Origin of the sequence: uncultured Maribacter sp., assembly GCF_947495965.1 — a bacterium.
Classification (GTDB): domain Bacteria; phylum Bacteroidota; class Bacteroidia; order Flavobacteriales; family Flavobacteriaceae; genus Maribacter_B.
On sequence record NZ_CANMBB010000013.1, the window covers coordinates 1 to 22,227 of the forward strand.

Here is a 22,227-nt window from a genome sequence, read left to right on the forward strand (position 1 = left end):
CAAAATTAAATTTGAAAAAATATTTTTTTCTTTTTAAATCCATCTCAAAACAGCTTATCAAGGAACGTACAACTCTTTACTCTTTCCCAACTCTCAACCAATCTCTCAGCGATTGCGGGCTGCAAATGTACACCTCTTTTTCCTTTTCACAACTAATTTTTAAACTTTATTTTACTTTTTTTTTGCACCCACACAAACAACCCTTAAAACCAACTACTTACAACATCAAAAAAAATGAGAAAATGTGGAATTTTATGCTGTCTTACTTTTATACAATAACAAAAGTCATTTTATACTGTATTAAAGGATATTAAAAAACTCTTAACACAGAGCCTACATTTGTTATTTTCTTAAGAGAAAAAGTTCCAAACCAACCCAAATCTTATTACAAAATCTCTATAAGGATAGTTTGGAGCGGCATAATGACTATTCGTTTTACCAAAAGAAGAATTAAAATGTTCCGCTTTTAAGTAAATTCTTGTTTGTTGCACTTTGGCATTTATAAAGAAGTCTAATAAAGGATAGCCTCCTAAGCTTTCCGTGTTTTGAATATAGAACTCTCCAAGTAAAGGGTTATAAGCATCTATACTATAGGAAGAAAAATACTTGAATGTAATTCCTGTTTGAATATACATTGCTTTCTTAAATACATCTGATGAGAAATAGAGTGTGTTTCTTGTTACTAGTTCTGGAACATTTAATACTTGATTAGTTTGCGCTACGTTTTGATACATTATAGTATTGTTAAGAGCAAACTTTCCTAGCCGTATTTCTTTTTGATATTTTACTTTGATATGATTTACACTATTCCCTTCTTGAAAAGGTTTTACTGCGATGCTCTCTACACCATCTTCTAATATAACCTCTGGATCTATTTTAAAGTAGGTATACTTATTTAGTGTTGTTAGGTTTCCTTCTAAAAGTCCCCATTTTTTAGATTTCAATTCAAAATTGAGATTATTAACTTTTTCTTTTTCAAATTCTGTATTATACCAGTTATAATTAAGATGTTCGCTTTGATATAATATTTGGTTAAAATCTGGCATTCTAGAAGAAGAATGTATACCGAACTTTATACTGGTATCTGGGTTAAAAGAATATCTAGCAGAACCATTAAATATATTACCTGTAAGATTACCAGATATTGTGTACTTAATATCTGCAGTAACATTAAACCCGCCTATTTGTTTTTTATAATTACCTCCTAAGCTAATTTCTTCTCCTTTTAATTGGCTTGGTATAATCTTATCCTCTTTTACAAGCACACTATTAAAGTTGTAATTATAGTTATACAAACTTATGTTCCCTTCTAACTTACCTAAAGTAGCATTGTAAAATTGTGCCCCTACTTGATTGTACATTGTTTTTAACACTGCTTTATCATTAACCTCTTCTAAAAATGCCTCTCCAAAATAACTATTATCTTCATCTTGCATGTATTGATAATATTTTGTTTCATAGTTAAAGGTATGTGCTAATGCTAAGGAGGTTTTTTCTACCCTACTAGAATCTTTACTTTTTCTGAGCAACTTATAGTTATGTTCTAAAAAATACCTTTTGCCTAATACTTTGTTCTTTGCATCTACAAATAAAACATCTAATCTTCCTCGATCACTAAAATCTGGATCACCAGAAGCAAATTGCAGCTCCGCATCTGCTAATCCCCCATTTTCCTCGGTTACTATATCTTGTGCTGCAATATGCGCAATTAAATTATATCTATTATTTCTAGAAAGATAATTGGTAGTTGCTTTAAAATTTCCTGATTCTGCTTGGTTAATCTGATATTTTCCTAAAGAACGAAACCCTTTAAACCCTAACGAAAAATTTAGCCTCCTAGAGGTGTTAAAAGTTAGCATAGCATCTAATAACTGTCCTTGTTCAAAAGTGGTTTTAAAAAACAAATCGGTCATTGGGGTAGCTACATTATAGTATTTAATGTCTTCTACTTCTGCATAATTAAAATGCTTTGCTTTTGCTCCTAACCTTGGATACAGTGTAGCTCTATTAAAATTTACTCCTAGTTTAGTATATGGTTGCCCTACATTTGCAAAAGGCATTAACTCAAAATCGTCCTTTCTTAAATAGTTATACTTAAACTCTTTCTGTATGGTTAATGTAGTATCTAAATAGGTAGTATCTCTTGCGTAGGTTATAATTTTATAATCCTTGATTGTGATTCCTAAAGTATCCCCTTCTTTTACAGAGAGTTTATTTTTAGGTCTTGGTTTTGTTTTTTTAAAAACCGTATCTATTTTTTTTGCGGATATAATAGAATCTGTTTGCGCAGAAACCATAGTTGCAAAACAAATTAAAAAGAAAGAAAAATAATATTTCATAGTATAACTTACAAAAGCAAAGTTAATTTTTTTGTTCCTAATGAAATGTGAAAGTTTTCATGTAAATCAAAATTAATGAACTTTAAATCTTAAAATTCGTCTCTTGTTAGTACTTTAGTATGCTATAATCTTATATTTTATATATTCTTTTGCTTACCAATATTTTTAAATTTCATGATGAAATAGGAACCGATGAAGCCGGAAGAGGTTGCCTTGCTGGACCAGTTACTGCTGCAGCCATCGTATTACCTGATGGTTTTTCTAATAGAATTCTAAACGATTCTAAACAATTATCAGAAAAAAAGAGAGTAGAATTACGTCCAATTATAGAAGCAACTGCTATTTCTTTTGGTGTTGCGCATATACATCCTACCAAAATTGATGAAATAAATATTTTAAATGCCTCTATCCTCGCCATGCATGAATCTATTAACCAATTACAAACCTTATCGGAATTTATTATTGTAGATGGAAATAAATTTAAGCCCTACAAACATTTTAACCACGAATGCATTATTAAAGGAGATAGTAAGTATATGCGCATTGCTGCTGCATCTGTTCTAGCGAAAACCTATAGAGATGATTATATGGATAAAATTCATGAAGAGTTCCCGATGTATAATTGGAAAAAAAACAAAGGCTACCCTACAAAAGAGCATAGAGAAGCAATTAGAAAGTATGGCATCACAAAATACCATAGAAAAAGTTTTAGACAATTACCAGAGCAGGCAGTTGTAAAACCTTAAAAATTATAACTTTGTTATAAAGTAACCTTACATGAGATTTAAGATTTTTACTATTCTAACTTTTATACTACTTCTTGGTTGTTCTCAAGAAACCACTACTACACATTCTTTACTGAATTATGTGCCTGATAATACAGCTATCATAATTAAAATAAACAGCTTAGATTCTTTAAAAAATCAGATAAACACTAACGATTTTATTTCAAAAATGAAATCATGGAAAGCATTCTCAAAGACAAAAAACAAAGTAACTCCTTTAAAATATATAACAAGTAATACTAAAGGAATTTTAAGTTTTACAGAATTAGGGAAAGAAAATTATGAGTTCTTTTATATAACAGAGCAGATGGATAGTCTTAGTATAGATACTACCACAAGAGACTCTATAAGTTCTATTTCTTATGAAAATAAAATAATAGAAAAGCATGTATATGCTGATGCTTCTTTTTTTACGCTTACTATTGCTAATGCTTCTATTATAAGTTCTTCAGAAGTTTTATTGGAAAACCTATTAAGAAAGCAACATAATTTAAGTGTAAATCCTGTTCTTGAAAAATTACAGAGTGTTCCCAACCAGAATAAATCGGCTGTTATAATAGCTAATTTAAATAGTGCAAATTCTATACTTACTCCCCTACTTAAAGACCCTTCTTCTTTTTCCATTTCTAATTATGCAGATTGGCTATCTGTAGATGTAACCTTACACCCAAAAAGTATACATATAAGTGGTATAAGTATTGCAAATGATTCTATTCCTAATTTTTTAAACCTATTTAAAAATACAAACGCGTTAAAAAATACAATTGCATCTTTTGCTCCTAGTAGTGCAAATGCAATAGAGTCTTACACTTTTGATGCTTACACTACATTTTCTAAAAATCAGCAATTATTTTTAGACCGTTCTACGCCTCTAGATTCTTTGTTTAATACGGTAGAAGAAATAGGATACATACACCTTAACGGAGAAAAGGCTATTGTGCTTAATACCTATGGTTCTGAAAACATTTATGATTATTTAAATGCCAATAAAAAAGAATCTATAGATTATCAGGGGAACGAAATTTTAGCACTTAAAAACAATACCTTATTAAATAATTGCCTTAATCCTATCATTAAAAATTATAAGGCTTCTTATTGTACCGTATTAGAAAATTCTTTTGTCTTCTCTTCCAATAAAAATACACTTCAAACTATCATTAATAGTTATAAAAATAATGCAACGTATACTACTAATACTATTTACACTTCTGTAAATAATACTCTAGCTGAAGAAGCTACTTCTTTGTTTATATCGGATGAAAAAAATATAAAAAACAGTATCGCTAAATATTGCACCCCTTCTTTTTATAACGATTTTAAAAAGGCAAAGTTTTCTGATTACGCATTTGGAATACAGACTGTAGCAGATAAGAAGTTTTACCATACAAATATTTCTATAACACCTATTGTTGAAGGGAATACTCGTACTACTGTTTCGCCTCTTTTCTCTTTACAATTAGAAAGTGATATTTCTATGGCTCCGCAATTTGTAACCAATCATAATACTAAAAAGAAAGAAATAATTGTTCAGGATATTAATAATATACTATACCTTATATCTAACACTGGGCAAATTCTCTGGAAAAAACAATTAAATAGTCCTATCCAAGGAAAAGTGCATCAAGTAGACCTATATAAAAATAAGCGTTTGCAATTGGCTTTTACAACAGTAGACCAATTTCTAATTTTAGACCGCAATGGTAAAGAGGTTGCTCCTTTTACTATGGACTTTAAAGATGGTAGTTTAAACCCATTGGCTGTTTTTGACTATGAGAACAAAAAAGAATACCGTTTTGTAGTTACACAAGGAAAAAGGGTTTTTATGTACAACTCTAAAGGTAAGATTGTAAAAGGCTTTAAATTTACCAAAGCTTCTAATAATATCCTTAACGCCCCAAAACATTTTACTATTAAAAACAAAGATTATTTAGTTTTTAAATTAGATGGAGGAAAACTTAAAATAGTAAACCGAGTTGGAAAAGACCGTGTAAAAGTAAAAGGTAAAATTGATTTTTCTGAAAACGAAGTTTATGTTTATAAAGATAGATTTAATACTACAGATATTGATGGTACGCTACACCAAATTGATGTTAACGGAAAAGATACAAAAACCCAGCTAGAGCTTGTAAAAGACCACGGCTTAGTAACCACTTCTAGGTCTTTGGTATATATGAATGATAATATGCTAAGCATTAAAGGAAAGAAAGTAACCCTAGATTTAGGGGTTTATAATAAACCTCAAATATTCTTAGTAAACAACAAAATGTATATTAGTATAACGGACATACAAAACCAAAATATTTACTTGTTTGATAGCCAAGCTAGATCCATTCCTAACTTTCCTATTTTTGGTACCAGTGCTATTGACCTTACAGATATGGATGGGAACAAAAAACCTGAGTTAGTTACCAAAGACCAAGATAACTCTATTGTAGTGTATCAAATTCAATAATCCTTATTTACCAAGTATACTTATTATACTACCATAAATACAGCCTTATAATACGTACGTAAAAAAATTAAACTTTTAAGATGTTAACCTTTGTATTTTGTTTCCATAAATAGGCAAACAACTATAATGAAAACGTCATCAAAAAAATTAAAATTCATTTTTACACTTCTTTGCATATGTTTATTTTCTACAAATGCAAATAGTCAATTTCTAAAAAATTTAGGAAAAAGAGCAGAAAAAGCTGCTGAACGAGCTGTAGAAAAAAGAATAGAAAAAGAAACCGAACAAAAAACAGACCAAGCATTAGATAGTATTTTTGAACCTGGAACTAAGAAAAAGAAAGCTCCAAAGAAGAAAAAACAAACCAAAAAAAACCAAGATACCTCCTCTGAAAATTCTTCTGAAATTAGCATCCAAAATTCTTCTTCTGACCCAACCATAGAGGTATATAGAAAGTTTGATTTTGTCCCAGGAGACAAGGTGCTTTTGTACGATGATTTAGCCAATGATTTTCCTGGTGATTTTCCTGCAAAGTGGAATAGTAATGGTAGCGGAGAAGTGGTTACTATGGGAGAAAATCGTGATAAATGGATGGAACTAAAATCTGGGCGCGGCACATACTATATTCCAGATACTCCAGATTTACCCGAAGAATTTACTATTGAATTTGATTTTTTAACAACGGGATTAGATAACAAAACATCTTCTACCACTACTTTTGGCATTTATTTAGATGATAATAACGGTTTTACCACTAAAAAAAATACGGCTATAATAGAAATTCCAATGTGCCAGTTTATAGATATAGGAATGGTTATAGAATCCTGGAGCAATGGAAAAAGAACCATGCGAAATTCATTAGATATGGATATTCGTAAAACCATACAAAAGGAGTCTCATATTTCTATGGCAATTAATAAACAGCGTGTTCGCTTATGGATTAATGAAACTAAGTATGTAGATATTCCAAGATTACTACCAAATACAAATATTACATCTGTTAAGTTTTCTCCTTTTAATTTCAGAGATGGTGTGGATAAAGTTTTTATTAGAAACTTAAAAATTGCAGAAGGTGGTGTAGATTTACGAAGAAAACTAATTGCAGAAGGAAAAATATCAACCAATGGTATTTTGTTTGATAGTGGCTCTGCTACTATACAACCACAGTCTATGGGGATAATTCGTCAAATATATCAGGTAATGGCACAAGAAAACAATTTAAATTTAAAAATTGTTGGTCATACCGATTCTGATGGAAATGCGGAAAACAATTTAAAACTATCTAAAAAACGAGCAGAAGCCATAAAAAATGCTCTAGTGAATATTTACAGAATTACACCTAATAGGTTAACTACTGCAGGAAAAGGAGCTTCTGAACCAGTAGGTGACAATGCAACTAATGCCGGCAAAGCCCAAAACAGAAGAGTAGAATTTATAAAACAATAATAAACAACTAAACGTACCAAAATGAAAAATATAGTAACCCTTTTAATTTGTTCTCTTTTTAGTATAGGATTATGCGCCCAAGATGGCTGCAGTAAATATTACCCCATGAAAGAGGGCTCTTCTTTTGAGTATACTAATTATAACAAAAAAGGAAAAGTAGAAGGAATTACCACCTACAATATCTCCTCTGTATCCTCGGAAGGTGCTGCTACAAAAGCAACTTTAAATTTAACTTTAAGCGATAAAAAAGGAAAAGAAAATTATAACACAAGCTACACCTATACTTGCGAGAATAATATGGTAAGCATTGACTATAAGTCTTTATTCCCTGCGGCTATGATGAAACAGTATGAAAGCATGGGAATGAAAATGGAAATATCAGGAAATGATATTGAAGTTCCTAATACTCTAGAAGTTGGCAAAGAACTTAAAGACGCTAATGTTACTATTAATATGAATATGAGTGGCATGAACATGTCTGTATCTGTGGATATGACGAACCGTAAGGTTCTAGCGAAAGAAAGTATAACCACCGTTGCGGGCACGTATTCTTGCTATGTGGTTTCTGAAAACACTACTTCTAAAACCATGGGAGCTACTATAGAAATGTCTTCTAAATTATGGTTAGCAGAAGGTGTTGGTATGGTAAAAAATGAGACTTACAAAAAGAATGGCGATTTAATGAGTAGAACTGAGCTTACTAAATTTAACAACTAGGTTTGTTAACCTTTATAAAAAACACCACATTAAATAAAAAACAATACAAAACCAAAACATGAAAAAAGGTATTCTATTTTTAATGATCGTCTCATTTCTTCTTGTATTACAATCTTGTAATAATGATGATACTCCAGAAGAACCCCAAATGGAAAATCATGAACCAACTATAACAGTTTCTCCGGATCAAATGATTGTGAGGTTTGCTGCTTCCCTATCCGAGGATGATCGCATTGCTATTAGAAACGAATCTAATGTTACTAATTTTAAAAAATGCGATTGCGGTAATGAGAATATAGAATTGTGGGGTATAGACCCTAGTGTATTAGCTGTAGAAAGTACGGTTAGAGGCTTAAGAGAAAGGCATCGAGGAGAAGCAGAAGGCGATTACCAATTTTCTTTTACCTTACCAAACATAACCAACTTTGAAGTTCCGGATGCTATTATACCGTCTGATATTATACAGTTTACATCCAATACATTAGACCCAGAAACGGTTACTATTGCAGTTATAGATACAGGGCTAGATTATCGTAAATATTTTGATGCTGGCGGCCTTCTATACCAAGACCCTGGCGCCCCAGATTGCGAACCCGAAGATCCAGAACAGACCCACACGTCTGGGTGGAATTTTATAGACAATACAGGCACTTCATTAGACTTAAATGGTCATGGCACCTATGTTACCAAACTAATTACCTCCAGCTTAGAAGATAAAGGTATTGACTACCGTATAATGCCTATACAAGCATTTAATGAAAATGGAGAAGGCTCTCTATGGGATATTGTTTGCGCCATAGGATATTTACAACGTGTTAAAGCAGAAGGTGGTTCTATAGATATTGTAAATGCCAGTTTTGGTGGCACCATAGAAAAAGAACTCTTTGAAAATAATGGTCTTTTAAGTACTATGATTGGAGAATTGCAAAATGATATGCTATTTGTTGCTTCTGCTGGTAACGAGGGTATTGATACGGATAGGAGTAATCTACGTCATTTTCCTTCTGGTTTTACTGCCGAAAATATAATAGGCGTTGGTGGTTATATAGAAAACGGGAGTACTATCAACATGCATCCAGAATCTAACTACGGAAATCTTAGTATAGATATTGCGGTTCCGTTTGATGGCTATTCCATTCCTCTTGATGATTCTGCAAATATTGATTTAAGAGGAACTTCCTATTCTGCTGCCCGTATATCTGCATTGGTGTCCGAATATTATATTAATAATGGTAAACCGAACCCTATAAACCTTAAAAATCAATTTTTGAGTACTGCAACTTCTACCCCTGCGTTACAGGATTCTATACATTCTGGTAGGGTACTCAGATAAAAAACTGGTAATATACTTTTCAAAACCCCGCATGTATTTGCGGGGTTTTATATTTTTCATCCTCTAATGAACCTTTCCTTTAAATCCGCAAGTTCTCGATACAAAATTCTTTCAGAATTTTACTCGAACGGACGAATTGACAAACTATAAGAAAAGTTTAAAACGTTCCTTCCGTGTTTTTTGAATACTAAAATGAATCCAAAAATGTCACGTAATTTTTGTTTAAAATTACAGAAATCAGCAGATAAATACACAACAGTAAATACCTTCAACGGATGGTATTATATCTTTAAAAAAGATTCCCATTGTCAGTTCGAGGGGAGTCGAGAACTATCCGTTAGTTCTAAATAGACTTTAATTTTGCTCCCCCTGACATTTGCACAAAATTTGAGCTGTAATCTAAGTAACTCTCTACTGACCTCTATAAAATTATATGGATACTCATTTTAAAACTAATTTTTCGTCCTTCAAGTGATTTTCCTTAGAAAATAGTATTGAGAATAGAAAAATTAACTAAAAATTTTCTATATTTAACAATACATATACTACATCTTTATTAATTAAAAACACTAGTACCATGAAGAAAATATTCCTTTTAATGTCTGCCTCTATTTTTTTTACACTACAATCCTGTGAAAAAAATGATATCGAGACCGATACGATAAGTATTTTAGAAACGCTTGAAGAGCAGGAACAAGCTAGAGCTATTCGAGGATTAAAAGATAGAGAACGAGGGCAAGCTGAATAAAACCTTCCCGATATTAATTGTAAATTCTTATACTTTAGAAATTAGTATAAAACCCTACTTTTATAAGTGGGGTTTATTTTTTAGATATCAGATGGATATACATTTTAATCCGTAGGTTCTCGATACAAAATTCTTCCAAAATTTCACTCGAACGAACGGATTAATAAACTATAAGAAAAGTTTAAAACGTTCCTTCGTGTGTTTTTTTAATACTAAAATGAATCCAAAAATGTCACGTAATTTTCGTATAATATTACAGAGATTAGCAGATAAATACGCAACAGTAAATACCTTCAACGTATGGTAATTATATCTTTTAAAAAGATTCCCATTGTCAGTTCGAGCGGAGTCGAGAACTATTCGTTAGTTTTAAATAGACTTCGATTTTGCTCCCCCTGATATTTGTACAAAATTTGAGCTGTAATCTAGGTAACTCTCTACCGACCTCTATAAAATTATATGGATACTCATTTTAAAACTAATTTTTTGCCCCTTCAAGTGACTTTCCATTGAAAATGATATTAAGAACAGAAAAATGAACTGCGCCTAAAAGCATCCCTAAATACTTCCTTATCTTTAGAAGATGAAATATCATTTTCTTATTGCCTTCTTATTTACCATCTTCTGCTCTGCGCAAGATGCCGCTTTATTGCATATTTTGGATAGCGATATTTCTAAAGAAAAGAAGGAACTAAAAATAGACTCTCTTTTAAGTCTTCAAAATAAAGAACAACCTACCGAAGTATTAGCCGACTTTTACCACAATCTAGCCAGTAAATGGTTTTTAGAAAATTGGTGGGATTCTGAAAATAAAAAGGATATAGACAAAGCATTAATATTTGCTCATAAAGCGTATGAAATAAAAAAAGGATTATCTAATTTAAAAGGAAGCTCCTTAGAAAAAACGGTATTTAATTTGGGGCATTTTAACTACTTAAATAATGATGTATATGAAGCTATAGACTACTTTTTATTACTCATAAATACAGGAAAACACAATCGATTGGTTCATAAAGCCAATAGGCATCTAGGTGAAGTTTATATGCATCTAGGTGATTTCTATAAATCCATAGACAGGTTTAAAGCCTATACAGCACATTATAATTCCATTGGCTCTTTCACAGAACAAGAAAAAACAGATTTAGCTAATGTATATATTTTAAAAGCAAACACTTTTTCACAAATGGGAATACAACAATATGCTACTGAGATTCAATTAAACTTAGATATTGCAGATTCCATACTTAAAAAAACAAAAAACAATAATTCCTTCTATTCAAACAAAATAAACCAACTAAAAGGTAATTTATTATTAAAACTAGGAGATTATACTAATGCCATTACCTACCATAAAAAAGTCATAAAAGATTCCACAAATCTATATCCAGAGGAAATAGCATTTGTCTACAATAGTATTGCTTCATCCCAAATAGAAATTGAAGAATATACTAATGCGTTCTCCAGCTTAGAAAAAGCAATTTTTTATGACAAAAATTATACGGATTCTTATGAGAGTTTAGGGGATCTCTATTTAAAACAGCACCAATATAAAAAGGGGCTTTTTTTCTACCAAAAAGCCATGGTACTGGCAACCCATAAAAAAGAAATTGTCTATGATGCACTGCTTACCACACAAAATTTAGAATTGGCTGCCGAAAAGGTTTTTTTACTAAATTATATAACTTCTAAAGCTAATGGTTGGTTGGCCTATTATAAATATGACAAACAAAAATCGCATCTTATAAATGCCCTAAAAACGTTTACCCTGGCGGATCAGTTGGTAGATATTATCCGCACGGAAAGTACCGAACACCAATCTAAATTGTTTTGGAGAGAAAAAGGGGCTTCCTTATACATGAAAGCTGTGGAAGTTTGCCATTTATTAGAGAAGCCCAAAGAAGCTTTTCGCTTTATGGAACGCAACAAAGCATTATTACTATTAGAAGATGTATCTAAGGAACAAGCCAAAGAAATAGCGCAACTTCCTAAAACTGTACTCCAAAAAGAATATCAGCTAAAACAAGGCATCTATTTAGCGGAAAATGAATTACAACTTACAAAAGAAGCTACAGACAGTATATGGAGCGGGCTTAAAGAAAACATCTATAAACATAAGCAAGCCTATGAAGTATTTATGGACTCTATTTCTACTGCTTTTCCTAAATACGCAAGTATTCATAAAAAGTCTGGTGTGCTATCTTTTCAAGAATTTAAAAAAACAAGCATTTCCAACAATGCTGTTGTACTACAATACATATTAAACAAAGAACAAGGGTATGGCCTTTTAACCTCTTCTGATAAAACTATATTATTTAAAATTGAAAACGTAAAAAATTTAAATACCAAAATAATTGAACTCTACGGTCTCCTTACGGATGTAACCGCGAATAGAAAAAAAATTACGTATTACAACTCGCTATCCCATGCTATTTTTAAAATGCTTATTCCTGCTTCTGTTTATGAAAGTATAAAAGGAAAAAGAATGACTGTAATTTCGGATTATAGTTTACAACAAATTCCAATAGAAGCATTGGTAACTAATGTAGATAAAAGCGCCTATTTAATAGAAGATGTAGAAATACAATACGCCTACTCTATGTCTTATTTAAACGCTAAAAAGAAAATTACGACTAATGCCAAAAAACAATTATTGGGGATTGCACCTGTAGATTTTAGTACTTTAAAATTACCCAAACTAGCGTTTAGTAATGCCGAAGTAAATGGAGCCAACACAATATACCCTGGGGACATTTTACACCACACCACTGCAACTAAATCTAAACTATTAGAAATACTTAATGACTATAAAATAGTACACTTATCTACCCACGCAGATGTAGGCGAAGGCGGAAATCCTTGGATAGCCTTTAGTGATGAAAAATTATTTTTGAAAGAAATTTACGCTACAAAAAACCAAGCAGATATGGTTGTTTTAAGTGCTTGTAATACCTCTATTGGGGAACTTAAAAAAGGAGAAGGCGTTATGAGTCTTGCTAGAGGTTTTTTTCATTCCGGTGCTAAAAGTGTCGTATCTTCTTTATGGACTATTAATGATAAATCTAGCAAGGATATAATGTTAGAATTTTATAAAGGTCTAGATAAAGGGCTCACCAAATCGTCTGCCATGCAAAAAGCCAAAATTAAATACATTAACCAATATAGAAACACGCTAACACCATCTTATTGGGCAGGTTTAATTGTTATTGGGGATAATGCACCACTGGAATACTCTAACTTTAATTGGGTATGGATTTTAGTTTCCATTATTGGAATACTAGTACTCACTTTCTCTTTCTACAAGTTTAAAAAGTAATGGTATTATTCTAGCTCTTGTAAAAGTACCTCAGCCTCTGCCTTTTTATACTTGCCATCTGCTATTACATCTTTAAGACTTTGCTTCGCTTTTTTCTCTTCTTTCAATTTTAAATGCGCCAAGGCTATGTACCACTTTGCTTCCGAAGCAAACTCTCCTTTTTCTCGAACTACATTTTTATAAAAAACTATTGCTTTTTTTGGTTCGTTATTATTTAAATACGCATGCGCTAAATAAAAATCTACATAAATAGCATCTTCTTTTGCGTTAAGTGCTTTTAGTAATTCTATTGCAGAGATAGTATCATTAGTTTCATACGCCACAAAGGCTTTTCTTTCTAGAGAATTATCCTCTTCCCCGCTTCTTGTAATGGCAAAAACTGTATTGGGGTATTGCTGAAAATTAGCATCATACAAACTATCGTAATTTGCTCCCATATTGTTATAAGACAACCAACCAATACCCACTAGTAATGCTATAGATGCTGCCATTGCCCATTTTCTAAAGTTTAGTTTTACAACGGGTGTCGTATCTTTTTTAATGTTGGCTTCAAAATCTTTTAATTTTCCTTTAAGGGCTTTTCCTTCTTTATCTTGAATAACTTTTTGTAAATCTTTTTCAAAATTAAATTGCTCCTTAAACTCTTTATCGGAAGATAACAAAGCGTTAAATTCTGCTTCCTGCTCTGGAGTTAACGAATTTGAAAAATACTGGTATAGTAACTGTTCTTTATCCATGATACTACCTATTTTCTTTTATACGTTCTTTCAAGGTTTTCATACAACGAGATTTTGCCGCTTTTACAACATTCTCACTATTATACTCCCCTTCCACTACAATTTCTTGTATGGTATACCCTCTGTAATAAAACAATTTTAAAAGCTCTTGGCATTTTTTCCCTAGTTCGCCAAAGTGTTTTTCAAGTAATGCTTGCTCGGTTGTTAATTCCGGTTGTTCTACCTCAATGGTATTTACTAAGGCATCTTCATTGCCAACGACAGACATATCAAAGTCTCCTTTTACTTTTAGTTTGTTCTTTCTCATAATATCAAAAATTAAATATTTTCCGATACTGAACAGATAGGTAGATATGCTACTTGTAAAACTTTCTATCTTTCCACTCATCACATTATTATAAAAAATTACATAGGCATCTTGGTACACATCTATATTTTCATCCTCAGACAAATTATAGCGTCTTGCATAATTTAAAAACTTATCTCTATTTTCCTCGTATACTTTTTTAAGTACCGTATCGGAACCTTTTTTTAAGTCTTCTAATGTAATATTTGCCTCTGTATTTTTCACTTTAATGTAATAGGAAACAAAAGGTTAACAGTCTTCATGGTTAAATTTACTCTTTTTCCAATTTTTACCAATTTAATATGGAGAAAAAAGTAGTTAAAACAAACGTAACGTAGTATTTAACCTACTTATAACGAGCAAAACATTCCATATAAAAAATATCAAAAAAATTCTTTTGCGTGTTAACCTTTTGTTTTTACATCCATAAAGTGGGAAACAAAATATTTTATTATGAAAACAAAAGATACATTTTTTAAAGGCCTATTTTTATTTATTCTGGCCATAACTATTACAAGTTGCAATAAAGACGATAATTCTCCAGAACCAATACAAGCTAAAACTATTTATGGCAAATGGGAAGTAACCAGTGGAGAAATGGCAATAAACGATTCTAAGTATGTATACATTAATGAAGATAATACTATACACATATTAAGTGAAGACAACCGTGGTTTTAGAGATAGTTACACTACAAATATTACAATATCTGAAAATCAAATTATTTTAAGCGGCGGCGGCCAAGGTGGTTCTTCCATTAATAATTATACCCTAGAAGAGAACAAACTAACTATAGTACTTCCTTATGATGCTCCTCCAGCAATTTTAGAACGAAGAACTATGGATAACGAAGCTTCTAATTGGGTTACATCTCTTAACATTTTAGAACAAGGAAATGCTCCTTGGGGTAGAGATAATGATATTACTTTTGATGGCGAATTTATTCTAGGATATTACAGTGACGAAAGTAGTATCTTAAAGATAGACCCTTCTAATTTTTCAATAGCAAGTAGCATACCTACCACAAACCACCCTAGAGCAATAGATGTGGAAAAATCTAATTCTCCTCACCGTCAATTATTTCAAGGAGATAGCGGCAACGGTACTTTTGACTCTTATATTTATTCCAGTAATTCAAAATATTATACCTCTATTCCCTTAGGTCCATGGATTAAAGGAATAGCATCTATAGAACCAGAACTTTTATGGGTAAATAGTCATAATGAAGAAAAATTATATAAATACAAATCCAATGGCTCTTTATCTCCTGGTGAAATTGTACAGACTATAGATTTAGATTTTCAACCAAGAGGAATGGATTATAGAGATGGTTATTTGTATATGGTTAAATACGATAAAATATATAAATGTACCATATCTCCGGACCTTAAAGCAGTAGAAACCTATTCCTTAAAAAGACATGACATAGATGGAATTACATTTGATGGTACAAACTTTTGGCTAAACGCAGAATCTTATGATGAAGATGGTTATAAACTAATAAAAGTAGACTTAACCTTATAAGCTTAACAATTAAAACATTTAAAAACCTGCCCTTCTTTTATCGTTGGGCAGGTTTTTCTTTTAAAAAAAATCTCTTACCTGTTAACCTTTTAAAATAGAAAACATAAAAGGGAAATAACATTTAAAAACTACAATTATGAAAACTTTAAAAATAGTATATCTAGCACTTTTAACATTAGTAATTATTTCTTGTGATAAAGACGATATAACAGAAGAAAAAGGAATTCCTAAAGGGGGAGAAACAATAGAATTAAAATTTGAAGTAAAAACTGAGCAAGACCAAATGGGGGACTTTGCAGAAAATGCAATGATAGAATTTAATGACAAAATTTGGTCTTACGGAGGTGTAAATGATTATGGTGCTACTGGGGGACATTTTGGTTGGTCTAGCGATAATGGAATTAACTGGGTTTCTTTAAGCATTACACCAAACTCGCTTACTTCATTTAGAAGAAACCATACTGTAACCCTTTTTAACAATGAACTTTATATCATTGGTGGCGAAAATGCTTCTGAAGATGCTTACGGAGACATTTGGAAATCTTCTGACGGTACAAACTGGACAAACGTGCACGCCCTTGCTCCTTTTGGATTAATTCCAGAACATGAAACTCTAGTCTACGATAACAAAATGTTTGTAATTGCCGGTAATAGAACTTCTGAAAATACCGAAGTATGGTCCACTGTAAATGGCACAGATTGGGTGCAAGAAACCACAAATGCTTTTTCAGGAAGAGCTGGCCAAAAAGGAATTGTTTTTAACAATGCCATGTACATTATTGGTGGAGAAGATATTGCTGGTCGTAAACTAAATGAAATTTGGACAAGCACTAATGGTTCTTCTTGGACACAAGTAAATTTTATTCATTTTCCAGGAAGAAATGCACATACTGTAAATGTTTATGACAACAAAGTTTGGGTTATTGGTGGTAAAGATGCTTCTATAGATTACAACAGTGAAATTTGGTATTCCGAAAATATGAACGATTGGACAATATATACCGGAACAAGACCAAGTGATGAAGGTATTAACTCGCATACCATACTCAATTATTCGGATAAACTATGGCTATTTGGCGGGTACCAAAATGATGGTACTGGCAGTGCAGAACGTAGAGGAGAAATTACTACAATAGAAATAGATTAATCCTTTAAAAAAAATAAAATCATGAAAGCAATTACAACATTAGGTGCAATTTTACTATTAGGTTTATTTACAGGTTGTTATGGGCAAAATACCACTACACAAGACACCACAAAACAAACAAACTTATTAGATGAGCAGGTTAAAGTTTATGGTTCTGTTTTTAGTCTTGGTGGGGCAACAGAAGAAGAAAACCCAGCAAAAGATGCTACAAACTATTTAGACTTATTAGATAAGCTAAATATTTCTCCAGAACTAAAAAAACAAGTAGAAGAAATATACCAGTTGTACGATACCAGTTTAGACCCCAAGAAAAAAGAAGAATTAAAAATAAGAGCTAATAAAATGATACAAGATGCCATCACCAAAAGACAAAACGAACAATAAAAACGCACTATGAAAAATAATTTACTACTATTCTTTTTACTCAGTGCTTTTATATGCTTTAGCCAAGTAGAACATAGAAAAAAGAAACTAAGTTTAAGTCTAAACATTATGGGGCAAAATGTTACGGATAATTCTATAGAAAGGGAACCAGTATTTTATAATCACAAACCTATTAATTATGATGTACAATTTAAAATAGGAAGAATATTTTACAAAGAAAAAATTACTGCTGGCTTAGCTCTTAACTTTGGTTCTGTAAATTATTATGACAATGCATCTGCCCGACAAGATATTGAAGAAAACAGGGCTGACTATTATAAATCTACTATAGAATTGCAATTTGGTTTTTTTGCCAGATATAAAGTCTATGATGAATTTTTTGTAGACGCATATGTTGGTTTACTTGGGATATTCCCAGACGGAGGATTTTTTCCTCGTGTAGATGACTCCCATAACATAACCAAATATAATTTTAGTATTGGCTACAGTATTCACTTATGGCATTTTGTTGCATTAGAGCCACACGTAAGTATTCGTAATTCTAGAAATATGTATATGGGAAGGGTAGATAATTATGACAAAATAAGCCCGCTTTCCTTTGGTTTAGGACTAGCATTTAAACTGTAATGTAATGGTACAACTATTCATTTTTTGTAAAAGTCGAGATAAAAATCTCGACTTTTTTTATTTCCAATGTTAACCTTTTAAAAAAAGAAACATAAAAGAGAAACAATCTTTAAAAATTACAATTATGAAAACTACAAATTATTTTAAAACATTAGCATTAATAGCTATAACATTTTTCTTTGCAAATTGTACAAACCCAGATCATGATGATGTATATGATGAATCTGTAACTATAGATTTAACAGCAGAGAAAATTACTTTTTCTATTAACAAAACAACGCAATGGGAAGGTACTGCAACCATTACAGGAACAGTTAAAAACATTGGTGACCATTTTTCTTCCGGTACAGGGCAGCAAGCCATTTATTTATATGAAAGAAGTCTTGGAACACCAACTACACAGCAAGGGAATTTAGTTGCTACAAAATCATTTTCTGAACTAGCTAGTAATGGTACATTAGAAGTTTCTTTTACCAGACCTTGGAACTCCTCATCTCCAGCAGAGGGAGAGTTTGCTCCAGAATACATCCTTGTATTAAGCTATGACCCAGACCTTTTTATAGATGGCAACAAAAATAACGATGACACCAACCATGAAAATGACCAAATTATGGAAAGTGGCATAGAAATAAATAATTTATTTAGAAACTAAAAAACACTTTCTCCTCTATATTTTTAGACATTAATTTTACGGTATTTCTATAAAAAATTCATTTTTATTTATGCAGTTAGTTTGTTTTTTTTAAAAGCCGAGATAAAAATCTCGGCTTTTTTTTATTTCTAGATGTTAACCTTTTAAAAAGTAAAACATTAAAGAGAAATAGTATAAACTTTTTAAATTTTTAATTATGAAAAAAACAATGAAATTATTAGGATTAGCTTTTATGACATTAAGCTTAACATTTACCTCTTGTGGTAAAGATGGGGATGATGGATTAGATGGTGCTATGGGTCCTGCAGGTGCGCAAGGTATTGCAGGACAAGATGGAACTAATGGGGAAGATGGTGAAGACGGAAATGCAAACGTAAAAACAATTAAAATTGATGCTACTGCTTGGGATGGTAATTTTGAATCTGTTGATGTGCCAGAAATTACACAAACGGTATTAGATAATGATGTTATTTTAGCATACATGCTCTCACAAAATACTTTTTATTACGCTATGCCTGGTACAGTAGATGGGGGTGTTTATAATACTAGACCTTATTACAAGGTTGGAAAATTCTTTGTAAATTTTAACAATTTAGATGGTACAAGCTATTCTATTTCGGCTGGAGATATTGTAGAATTAAAATTAATTATTATTGAATCTACAGAAAGTTCAACTTCTAGTAAATCTGGAAAGCGAGATATTCATGAAGAACTAAAATCTGCAGGTATTGATCGTAACGATTACAGGGCAGTTGCTAATTATCTTGGAATAACAGATTAAAAAACTTTTTAATTAATTTAAAAACCGAGGTTATGAGCCTCGGTTTTTTTTTAATTAATTTCCGCCCTAAACAAGACCTTAAAATGTTTTAGGAGTTTTTCTTTTACCTCTTCCATAGAAACTTCTTTTTGTCCTAATTCTACATTTAAAGAAGTAACTGCTTTATCTTTTATTCCGCAAGGAATCATTAAATCAAAATAACCTAAATCTGTATTAACATTTAAAGCAAAACCATGCATAGTTACCCAACGACTAGCACGTACGCCCATTGCACATATTTTACGCGCAAAAGGTGTTCCTACATCTAACCAAACTCCAGTTTCTCCCTTAGAACGTTCTGCTTTTAACCCATATTCTTGCAAGGTTAAAATTACCATTTCCTCTAATAAACGCAGATATTTATGTATGTCTGTAAAAAAATTATCTAAATCTAAAATGGGGTAGCCCACTATTTGTCCTGGGCCATGGTAGGTTATATCTCCACCTCTATTAATTTTATAAAAAGTAGCATTTTTTTCTTTAAGTTGCTTTTCATCTACAAGCAAGTTTTGCATATCTCCGCTTTTACCTAAAGTATATACATGCGGGTGTTCTACAAAAAGAAAATGATTAGGGGTTACCAATTGGGCATCCTCTCTCCTATTCTTAATTTTAATATCTAAAGTTTCTTTAAAAATTTGCTCTTGGTACTCCCAAGTCTCTTTATAATCCTTTAGCCCTAAATCTTGTAAAATAACCTCTTTATTCATTACTACAAAGATACAAAGCTGCTAAGAAACAATTATTAATACTAGTTTCTAAGTTTAGTTAGGATTATTTAAAATTACCAAAGCAGCAATTACTCCTGGCACCCAACCACAAAAGGTAAGCAGTAAAACAATAATAAAAGAGCCACATCCTCTTCCAATTACCGAAAGTGGCGGAAAAATAATGGCTAATAATACTCGAAAAAAACTCATTCTAATTTTGATTTAATTGGATTGATGTACTTATTTGACGAATATTTTTCCATTTTGTTACAATAAGTTGTAAACAAACAAGATTCTCGTTTTGCAAAATTGATAGATTAGCCTAGACTACCTATATTTGCAGCCTTAATTAATTAGATATGCAACTTTCGGAACAAGAAGTAATAAGACGCGACAAATTGGCTCGCTTAAGAGACTTAGGAATAGACCCTTACCCAGCAGCATTATACCCAGTAAATGCTACATCAAAAAGTAGTAAGGAAAAATATGAAGAAGGAAAAAAGGTTGTTATTTCTGGTAGATTAATGTCTAGAAGAATACAAGGTAAAGCCTCTTTTGCAGAATTACAAGATAGCGAAGGCCGTATACAGGTGTATTTTAATCGTGATGAAATTTGTACTGGAGAAGATAAAACCCACTATAACGAAGTTTACAAAAAGCTATTAGATATAGGAGATATTATTGGTATTGAAGGGGAGCTTTTTACCACACAGGTTGGTGAAAAAACCGTGATGGTAAAAAACTTTACTATTCTTTGTAAAACCTTAAGACCATTACCATTACCTAAAAAAGATGCAGAAGGGAATATTTATGATGAGTTTAATGACCCAGAATTACGTTACAGACAACGTTATGTAGATTTAATTGTAAATCCGTCTGTAAAAGAAACTTTTGTAAAGCGTACCAAAATAACAAACACCATTCGTCAGTTCTATAATGACCGTGGATATTTAGAGGTAGAAACACCAATATTACAACCTATTCCAGGTGGTGCATCTGCGCGTCCGTTTTTAACACACCACAACGCTTTAAACATTCCTTTATATTTAAGAATTGCCAATGAGTTGTATTTAAAAAGACTTATTGTTGGTGGTTTTGATGGTGTCTATGAGTTTTCTAAAGATTTTAGAAACGAAGGAATGGATCGTACCCACAATCCAGAATTTACAGTTATGGAATTGTATGTTGCCTACAAAGATTACCATTGGATGATGAATACTACGGAAGAACTATTAGAAAAAATTGCAATAGACTCTAATGGAACAAGTAAAGTCACTGTTGGCGAGAATGAAATAGAATTTAAAGCACCTTATGCTAGAGTTCCAATTTTAGAAGGTATAAAAACACATACTGGTTTTGATGTAGCGGGTATGGATCAAAAACAATTAATAGAAGTTGCCAGAAAGTTAGATCTAGAGGTAGACGACTCTATGGGAGTTGGAAAATTAATTGATGAAATTTTTGGTGAAAAATGTGAACATCACTACATACAACCCACTTTTATTACAGACTATCCTAAAGAGATGAGTCCGTTAACTAAAGAGCATAGAGACAACCCTGCATTAACAGAACGTTTTGAGCTTATGGTAAATGGTAAAGAACTAGCCAATTGCTATTCAGAGTTAAACGACCCTATAGATCAACGCGAACGTTTTGAAGAACAATTAAGGTTATCCGAAAAAGGAGACGACGAGGCTATGTTTATAGACCAAGATTTTTTACGTGCTTTAGAATATGGCATGCCTCCTACCTCTGGTATTGGTATTGGTATAGATCGTTTGGTGATGTTAATGACCAATAATTCTTCAATACAAGAAGTATTATTCTTCCCGCAAATGCGTCCGGAGAAAAAAGCGGTAGAATTAAATGATAACGAAAAAATTATTTTCGAGATTCTTAAAAAAGAAAAACAAATGCCGCTTGCAAATTTAAAATCTGCAGCAGATTTAAGTAATAAAGCTTGGGACAAAGGTATTAAAGGACTTACCAAACATGGGTTGGTGAAAGTTGTTAAAGAAGGAGAATCTCTTCTTTGCCTATTACAAGAGTAAAATAAAAACATTTTTATAAAGAGATTAAGGAGTCCAGTATAGGGCTCCTTTTTTTTATCCAACAAAAATCATAGCTTAGAGGCAATAAACCAACCA

General features: G+C 31.8%; 19 protein-coding genes. 14 read left to right on the forward strand and 5 right to left on the reverse strand.

The window, feature by feature from the left end:
* Positions 1 to 350 precede the first annotated feature (350 nt).
* The gene (locus Q0820_RS16545) at positions 351 to 2,339 is read right to left on the reverse strand and encodes a putative porin (RefSeq protein WP_298489342.1); all 1,989 of its coding nucleotides are present in this window, start codon (positions 2,337 to 2,339) and stop codon (positions 351 to 353) included.
* A 149-nt stretch (positions 2,340 to 2,488) separates the two neighbouring features.
* Here Q0820_RS16545 and Q0820_RS16550 point away from each other — a divergent pair, with 149 nt between their 5' ends.
* From Q0820_RS16550 to Q0820_RS16580, 7 genes are all read left to right on the forward strand, one after another.
* Positions 2,489 to 3,085, forward strand: coding sequence for a ribonuclease HII (locus tag Q0820_RS16550; protein ID WP_298489346.1), 597 nt, complete (start codon positions 2,489 to 2,491; stop codon positions 3,083 to 3,085).
* A gap of 31 nt (positions 3,086 to 3,116) precedes the next feature.
* Positions 3,117 to 5,576: a ribonuclease HII gene (locus tag Q0820_RS16555; protein WP_298489348.1), complete on the forward strand. Its 2,460-nt coding sequence runs from the start codon at positions 3,117 to 3,119 to the stop codon at positions 5,574 to 5,576.
* A gap of 126 nt (positions 5,577 to 5,702) precedes the next feature.
* Complete coding sequence (locus tag Q0820_RS16560) at positions 5,703 to 7,022, forward strand: OmpA family protein (protein ID WP_298489350.1); 1,320 nt, start codon at positions 5,703 to 5,705, stop codon at positions 7,020 to 7,022.
* 21 nt (positions 7,023 to 7,043) lie between these two features.
* Entirely contained in the window at positions 7,044 to 7,739 is a 696-nt protein-coding gene (locus Q0820_RS16565) for a hypothetical protein (RefSeq protein WP_298489352.1), read from the forward strand.
* A gap of 58 nt (positions 7,740 to 7,797) precedes the next feature.
* Positions 7,798 to 9,072, forward strand: a complete 1,275-nt coding sequence (locus Q0820_RS16570; RefSeq protein WP_298489354.1) for a S8 family serine peptidase — start codon at positions 7,798 to 7,800, stop codon at positions 9,070 to 9,072.
* Between the two features lie 577 nt (positions 9,073 to 9,649).
* Complete coding sequence (locus Q0820_RS16575; protein ID WP_298489356.1) at positions 9,650 to 9,820, forward strand: hypothetical protein; 171 nt, start codon at positions 9,650 to 9,652, stop codon at positions 9,818 to 9,820.
* A gap of 583 nt (positions 9,821 to 10,403) precedes the next feature.
* On the forward strand, positions 10,404 to 13,133 hold the full coding sequence (locus tag Q0820_RS16580) for a CHAT domain-containing protein (RefSeq protein WP_298489358.1): 2,730 nt from the start codon (positions 10,404 to 10,406) through the stop codon (positions 13,131 to 13,133).
* Positions 13,134 to 13,138: 5 nt separating this feature from the next.
* Here the strand turns inward: Q0820_RS16580 and Q0820_RS16585 are convergent, their stop codons facing one another.
* Entirely contained in the window at positions 13,139 to 13,870 is a 732-nt protein-coding gene (locus Q0820_RS16585; RefSeq protein WP_298489360.1) for a hypothetical protein, read from the reverse strand.
* 4 nt (positions 13,871 to 13,874) lie between these two features.
* Positions 13,875 to 14,441 carry a sigma-70 family RNA polymerase sigma factor gene (locus Q0820_RS16590; protein ID WP_298489362.1) on the reverse strand — a complete coding sequence of 189 codons (567 nt, stop codon included), beginning with the start codon at positions 14,439 to 14,441 and terminating at the stop codon, positions 13,875 to 13,877.
* 228 nt (positions 14,442 to 14,669) lie between these two features.
* Here Q0820_RS16590 and Q0820_RS16595 point away from each other — a divergent pair, with 228 nt between their 5' ends.
* The 6 genes from Q0820_RS16595 to Q0820_RS16620 all read left to right on the forward strand — a co-directional run bounded on the left by Q0820_RS16595 (position 14,670) and on the right by Q0820_RS16620 (position 19,331).
* Entirely contained in the window at positions 14,670 to 15,740 is a 1,071-nt protein-coding gene (locus Q0820_RS16595) for a hypothetical protein (RefSeq protein ID WP_298489364.1), read from the forward strand.
* Between the two features lie 136 nt (positions 15,741 to 15,876).
* Positions 15,877 to 16,887: a kelch repeat-containing protein gene (locus Q0820_RS16600; protein ID WP_298489366.1), complete on the forward strand. Its 1,011-nt coding sequence runs from the start codon at positions 15,877 to 15,879 to the stop codon at positions 16,885 to 16,887.
* Positions 16,888 to 16,908: 21 nt separating this feature from the next.
* Positions 16,909 to 17,271, forward strand: a complete 363-nt coding sequence (locus tag Q0820_RS16605) for a hypothetical protein (RefSeq protein ID WP_298489368.1) — start codon at positions 16,909 to 16,911, stop codon at positions 17,269 to 17,271.
* Positions 17,272 to 17,280: 9 nt separating this feature from the next.
* Positions 17,281 to 17,898: a hypothetical protein gene (locus Q0820_RS16610; RefSeq protein ID WP_298489370.1), complete on the forward strand. Its 618-nt coding sequence runs from the start codon at positions 17,281 to 17,283 to the stop codon at positions 17,896 to 17,898.
* Between the two features lie 124 nt (positions 17,899 to 18,022).
* Positions 18,023 to 18,550 (forward strand): hypothetical protein, encoded by a 528-nt coding sequence (locus Q0820_RS16615; protein ID WP_298489372.1) that lies wholly within the window; start codon positions 18,023 to 18,025, stop codon positions 18,548 to 18,550.
* Between the two features lie 196 nt (positions 18,551 to 18,746).
* On the forward strand, positions 18,747 to 19,331 hold the full coding sequence (locus tag Q0820_RS16620; RefSeq protein WP_298489373.1) for a collagen-like protein: 585 nt from the start codon (positions 18,747 to 18,749) through the stop codon (positions 19,329 to 19,331).
* Between the two features lie 50 nt (positions 19,332 to 19,381).
* Here Q0820_RS16620 and lipB read toward each other — a convergent pair whose 3' ends face one another.
* Both lipB and Q0820_RS16630 read right to left on the reverse strand, forming a co-directional pair.
* Positions 19,382 to 20,080 carry a lipoyl(octanoyl) transferase LipB gene (lipB, locus tag Q0820_RS16625; RefSeq protein ID WP_298489375.1) on the reverse strand — a complete coding sequence of 233 codons (699 nt, stop codon included), beginning with the start codon at positions 20,078 to 20,080 and terminating at the stop codon, positions 19,382 to 19,384.
* Positions 20,081 to 20,134: 54 nt separating this feature from the next.
* Entirely contained in the window at positions 20,135 to 20,290 is a 156-nt protein-coding gene (locus tag Q0820_RS16630; RefSeq protein ID WP_298489377.1) for a YqaE/Pmp3 family membrane protein, read from the reverse strand.
* A 149-nt stretch (positions 20,291 to 20,439) separates the two neighbouring features.
* Here Q0820_RS16630 and lysS point away from each other — a divergent pair, with 149 nt between their 5' ends.
* Entirely contained in the window at positions 20,440 to 22,131 is a 1,692-nt protein-coding gene (lysS, locus tag Q0820_RS16635) for a lysine--tRNA ligase (RefSeq protein ID WP_298489379.1), read from the forward strand.
* Positions 22,132 to 22,227 lie beyond the last annotated feature (96 nt).

Excerpts from the sequence above, each read along its gene's own strand:
- Q0820_RS16585 (WP_298489360.1), bottom strand. The coding sequence starts at position 13,870 with ATGGATAAAGAACAGTTACTATACCAGTATTTTTCAAATTCGTTAACT.
- lipB (WP_298489375.1), bottom strand. The coding sequence starts at position 20,080 with ATGAATAAAGAGGTTATTTTACAAGATTTAGGGCTAAAGGATTATAAA.
- Q0820_RS16615 (WP_298489372.1), top strand. The coding sequence starts at position 18,023 with ATGAAAACTACAAATTATTTTAAAACATTAGCATTAATAGCTATAACA.
- Q0820_RS16630 (WP_298489377.1), bottom strand. The coding sequence starts at position 20,290 with ATGAGTTTTTTTCGAGTATTATTAGCCATTATTTTTCCGCCACTTTCG.
- Q0820_RS16555 (WP_298489348.1), top strand. The coding sequence starts at position 3,117 with ATGAGATTTAAGATTTTTACTATTCTAACTTTTATACTACTTCTTGGT.
- Q0820_RS16600 (WP_298489366.1), top strand. The coding sequence starts at position 15,877 with ATGAAAACTTTAAAAATAGTATATCTAGCACTTTTAACATTAGTAATT.
- Q0820_RS16605 (WP_298489368.1), top strand. The coding sequence starts at position 16,909 with ATGAAAGCAATTACAACATTAGGTGCAATTTTACTATTAGGTTTATTT.
- Q0820_RS16565 (WP_298489352.1), top strand. The coding sequence starts at position 7,044 with ATGAAAAATATAGTAACCCTTTTAATTTGTTCTCTTTTTAGTATAGGA.
- Q0820_RS16575 (WP_298489356.1), top strand. The coding sequence starts at position 9,650 with ATGAAGAAAATATTCCTTTTAATGTCTGCCTCTATTTTTTTTACACTA.
- lysS (WP_298489379.1), top strand. The coding sequence starts at position 20,440 with ATGCAACTTTCGGAACAAGAAGTAATAAGACGCGACAAATTGGCTCGC.
- Q0820_RS16580 (WP_298489358.1), top strand. The coding sequence starts at position 10,404 with ATGAAATATCATTTTCTTATTGCCTTCTTATTTACCATCTTCTGCTCT.
- Q0820_RS16545 (WP_298489342.1), bottom strand. The coding sequence starts at position 2,339 with ATGAAATATTATTTTTCTTTCTTTTTAATTTGTTTTGCAACTATGGTT.
- Q0820_RS16560 (WP_298489350.1), top strand. The coding sequence starts at position 5,703 with ATGAAAACGTCATCAAAAAAATTAAAATTCATTTTTACACTTCTTTGC.
- Q0820_RS16595 (WP_298489364.1), top strand. The coding sequence starts at position 14,670 with ATGAAAACAAAAGATACATTTTTTAAAGGCCTATTTTTATTTATTCTG.
- Q0820_RS16610 (WP_298489370.1), top strand. The coding sequence starts at position 17,281 with ATGAAAAATAATTTACTACTATTCTTTTTACTCAGTGCTTTTATATGC.
- Q0820_RS16620 (WP_298489373.1), top strand. The coding sequence starts at position 18,747 with ATGAAAAAAACAATGAAATTATTAGGATTAGCTTTTATGACATTAAGC.
- Q0820_RS16570 (WP_298489354.1), top strand. The coding sequence starts at position 7,798 with ATGAAAAAAGGTATTCTATTTTTAATGATCGTCTCATTTCTTCTTGTA.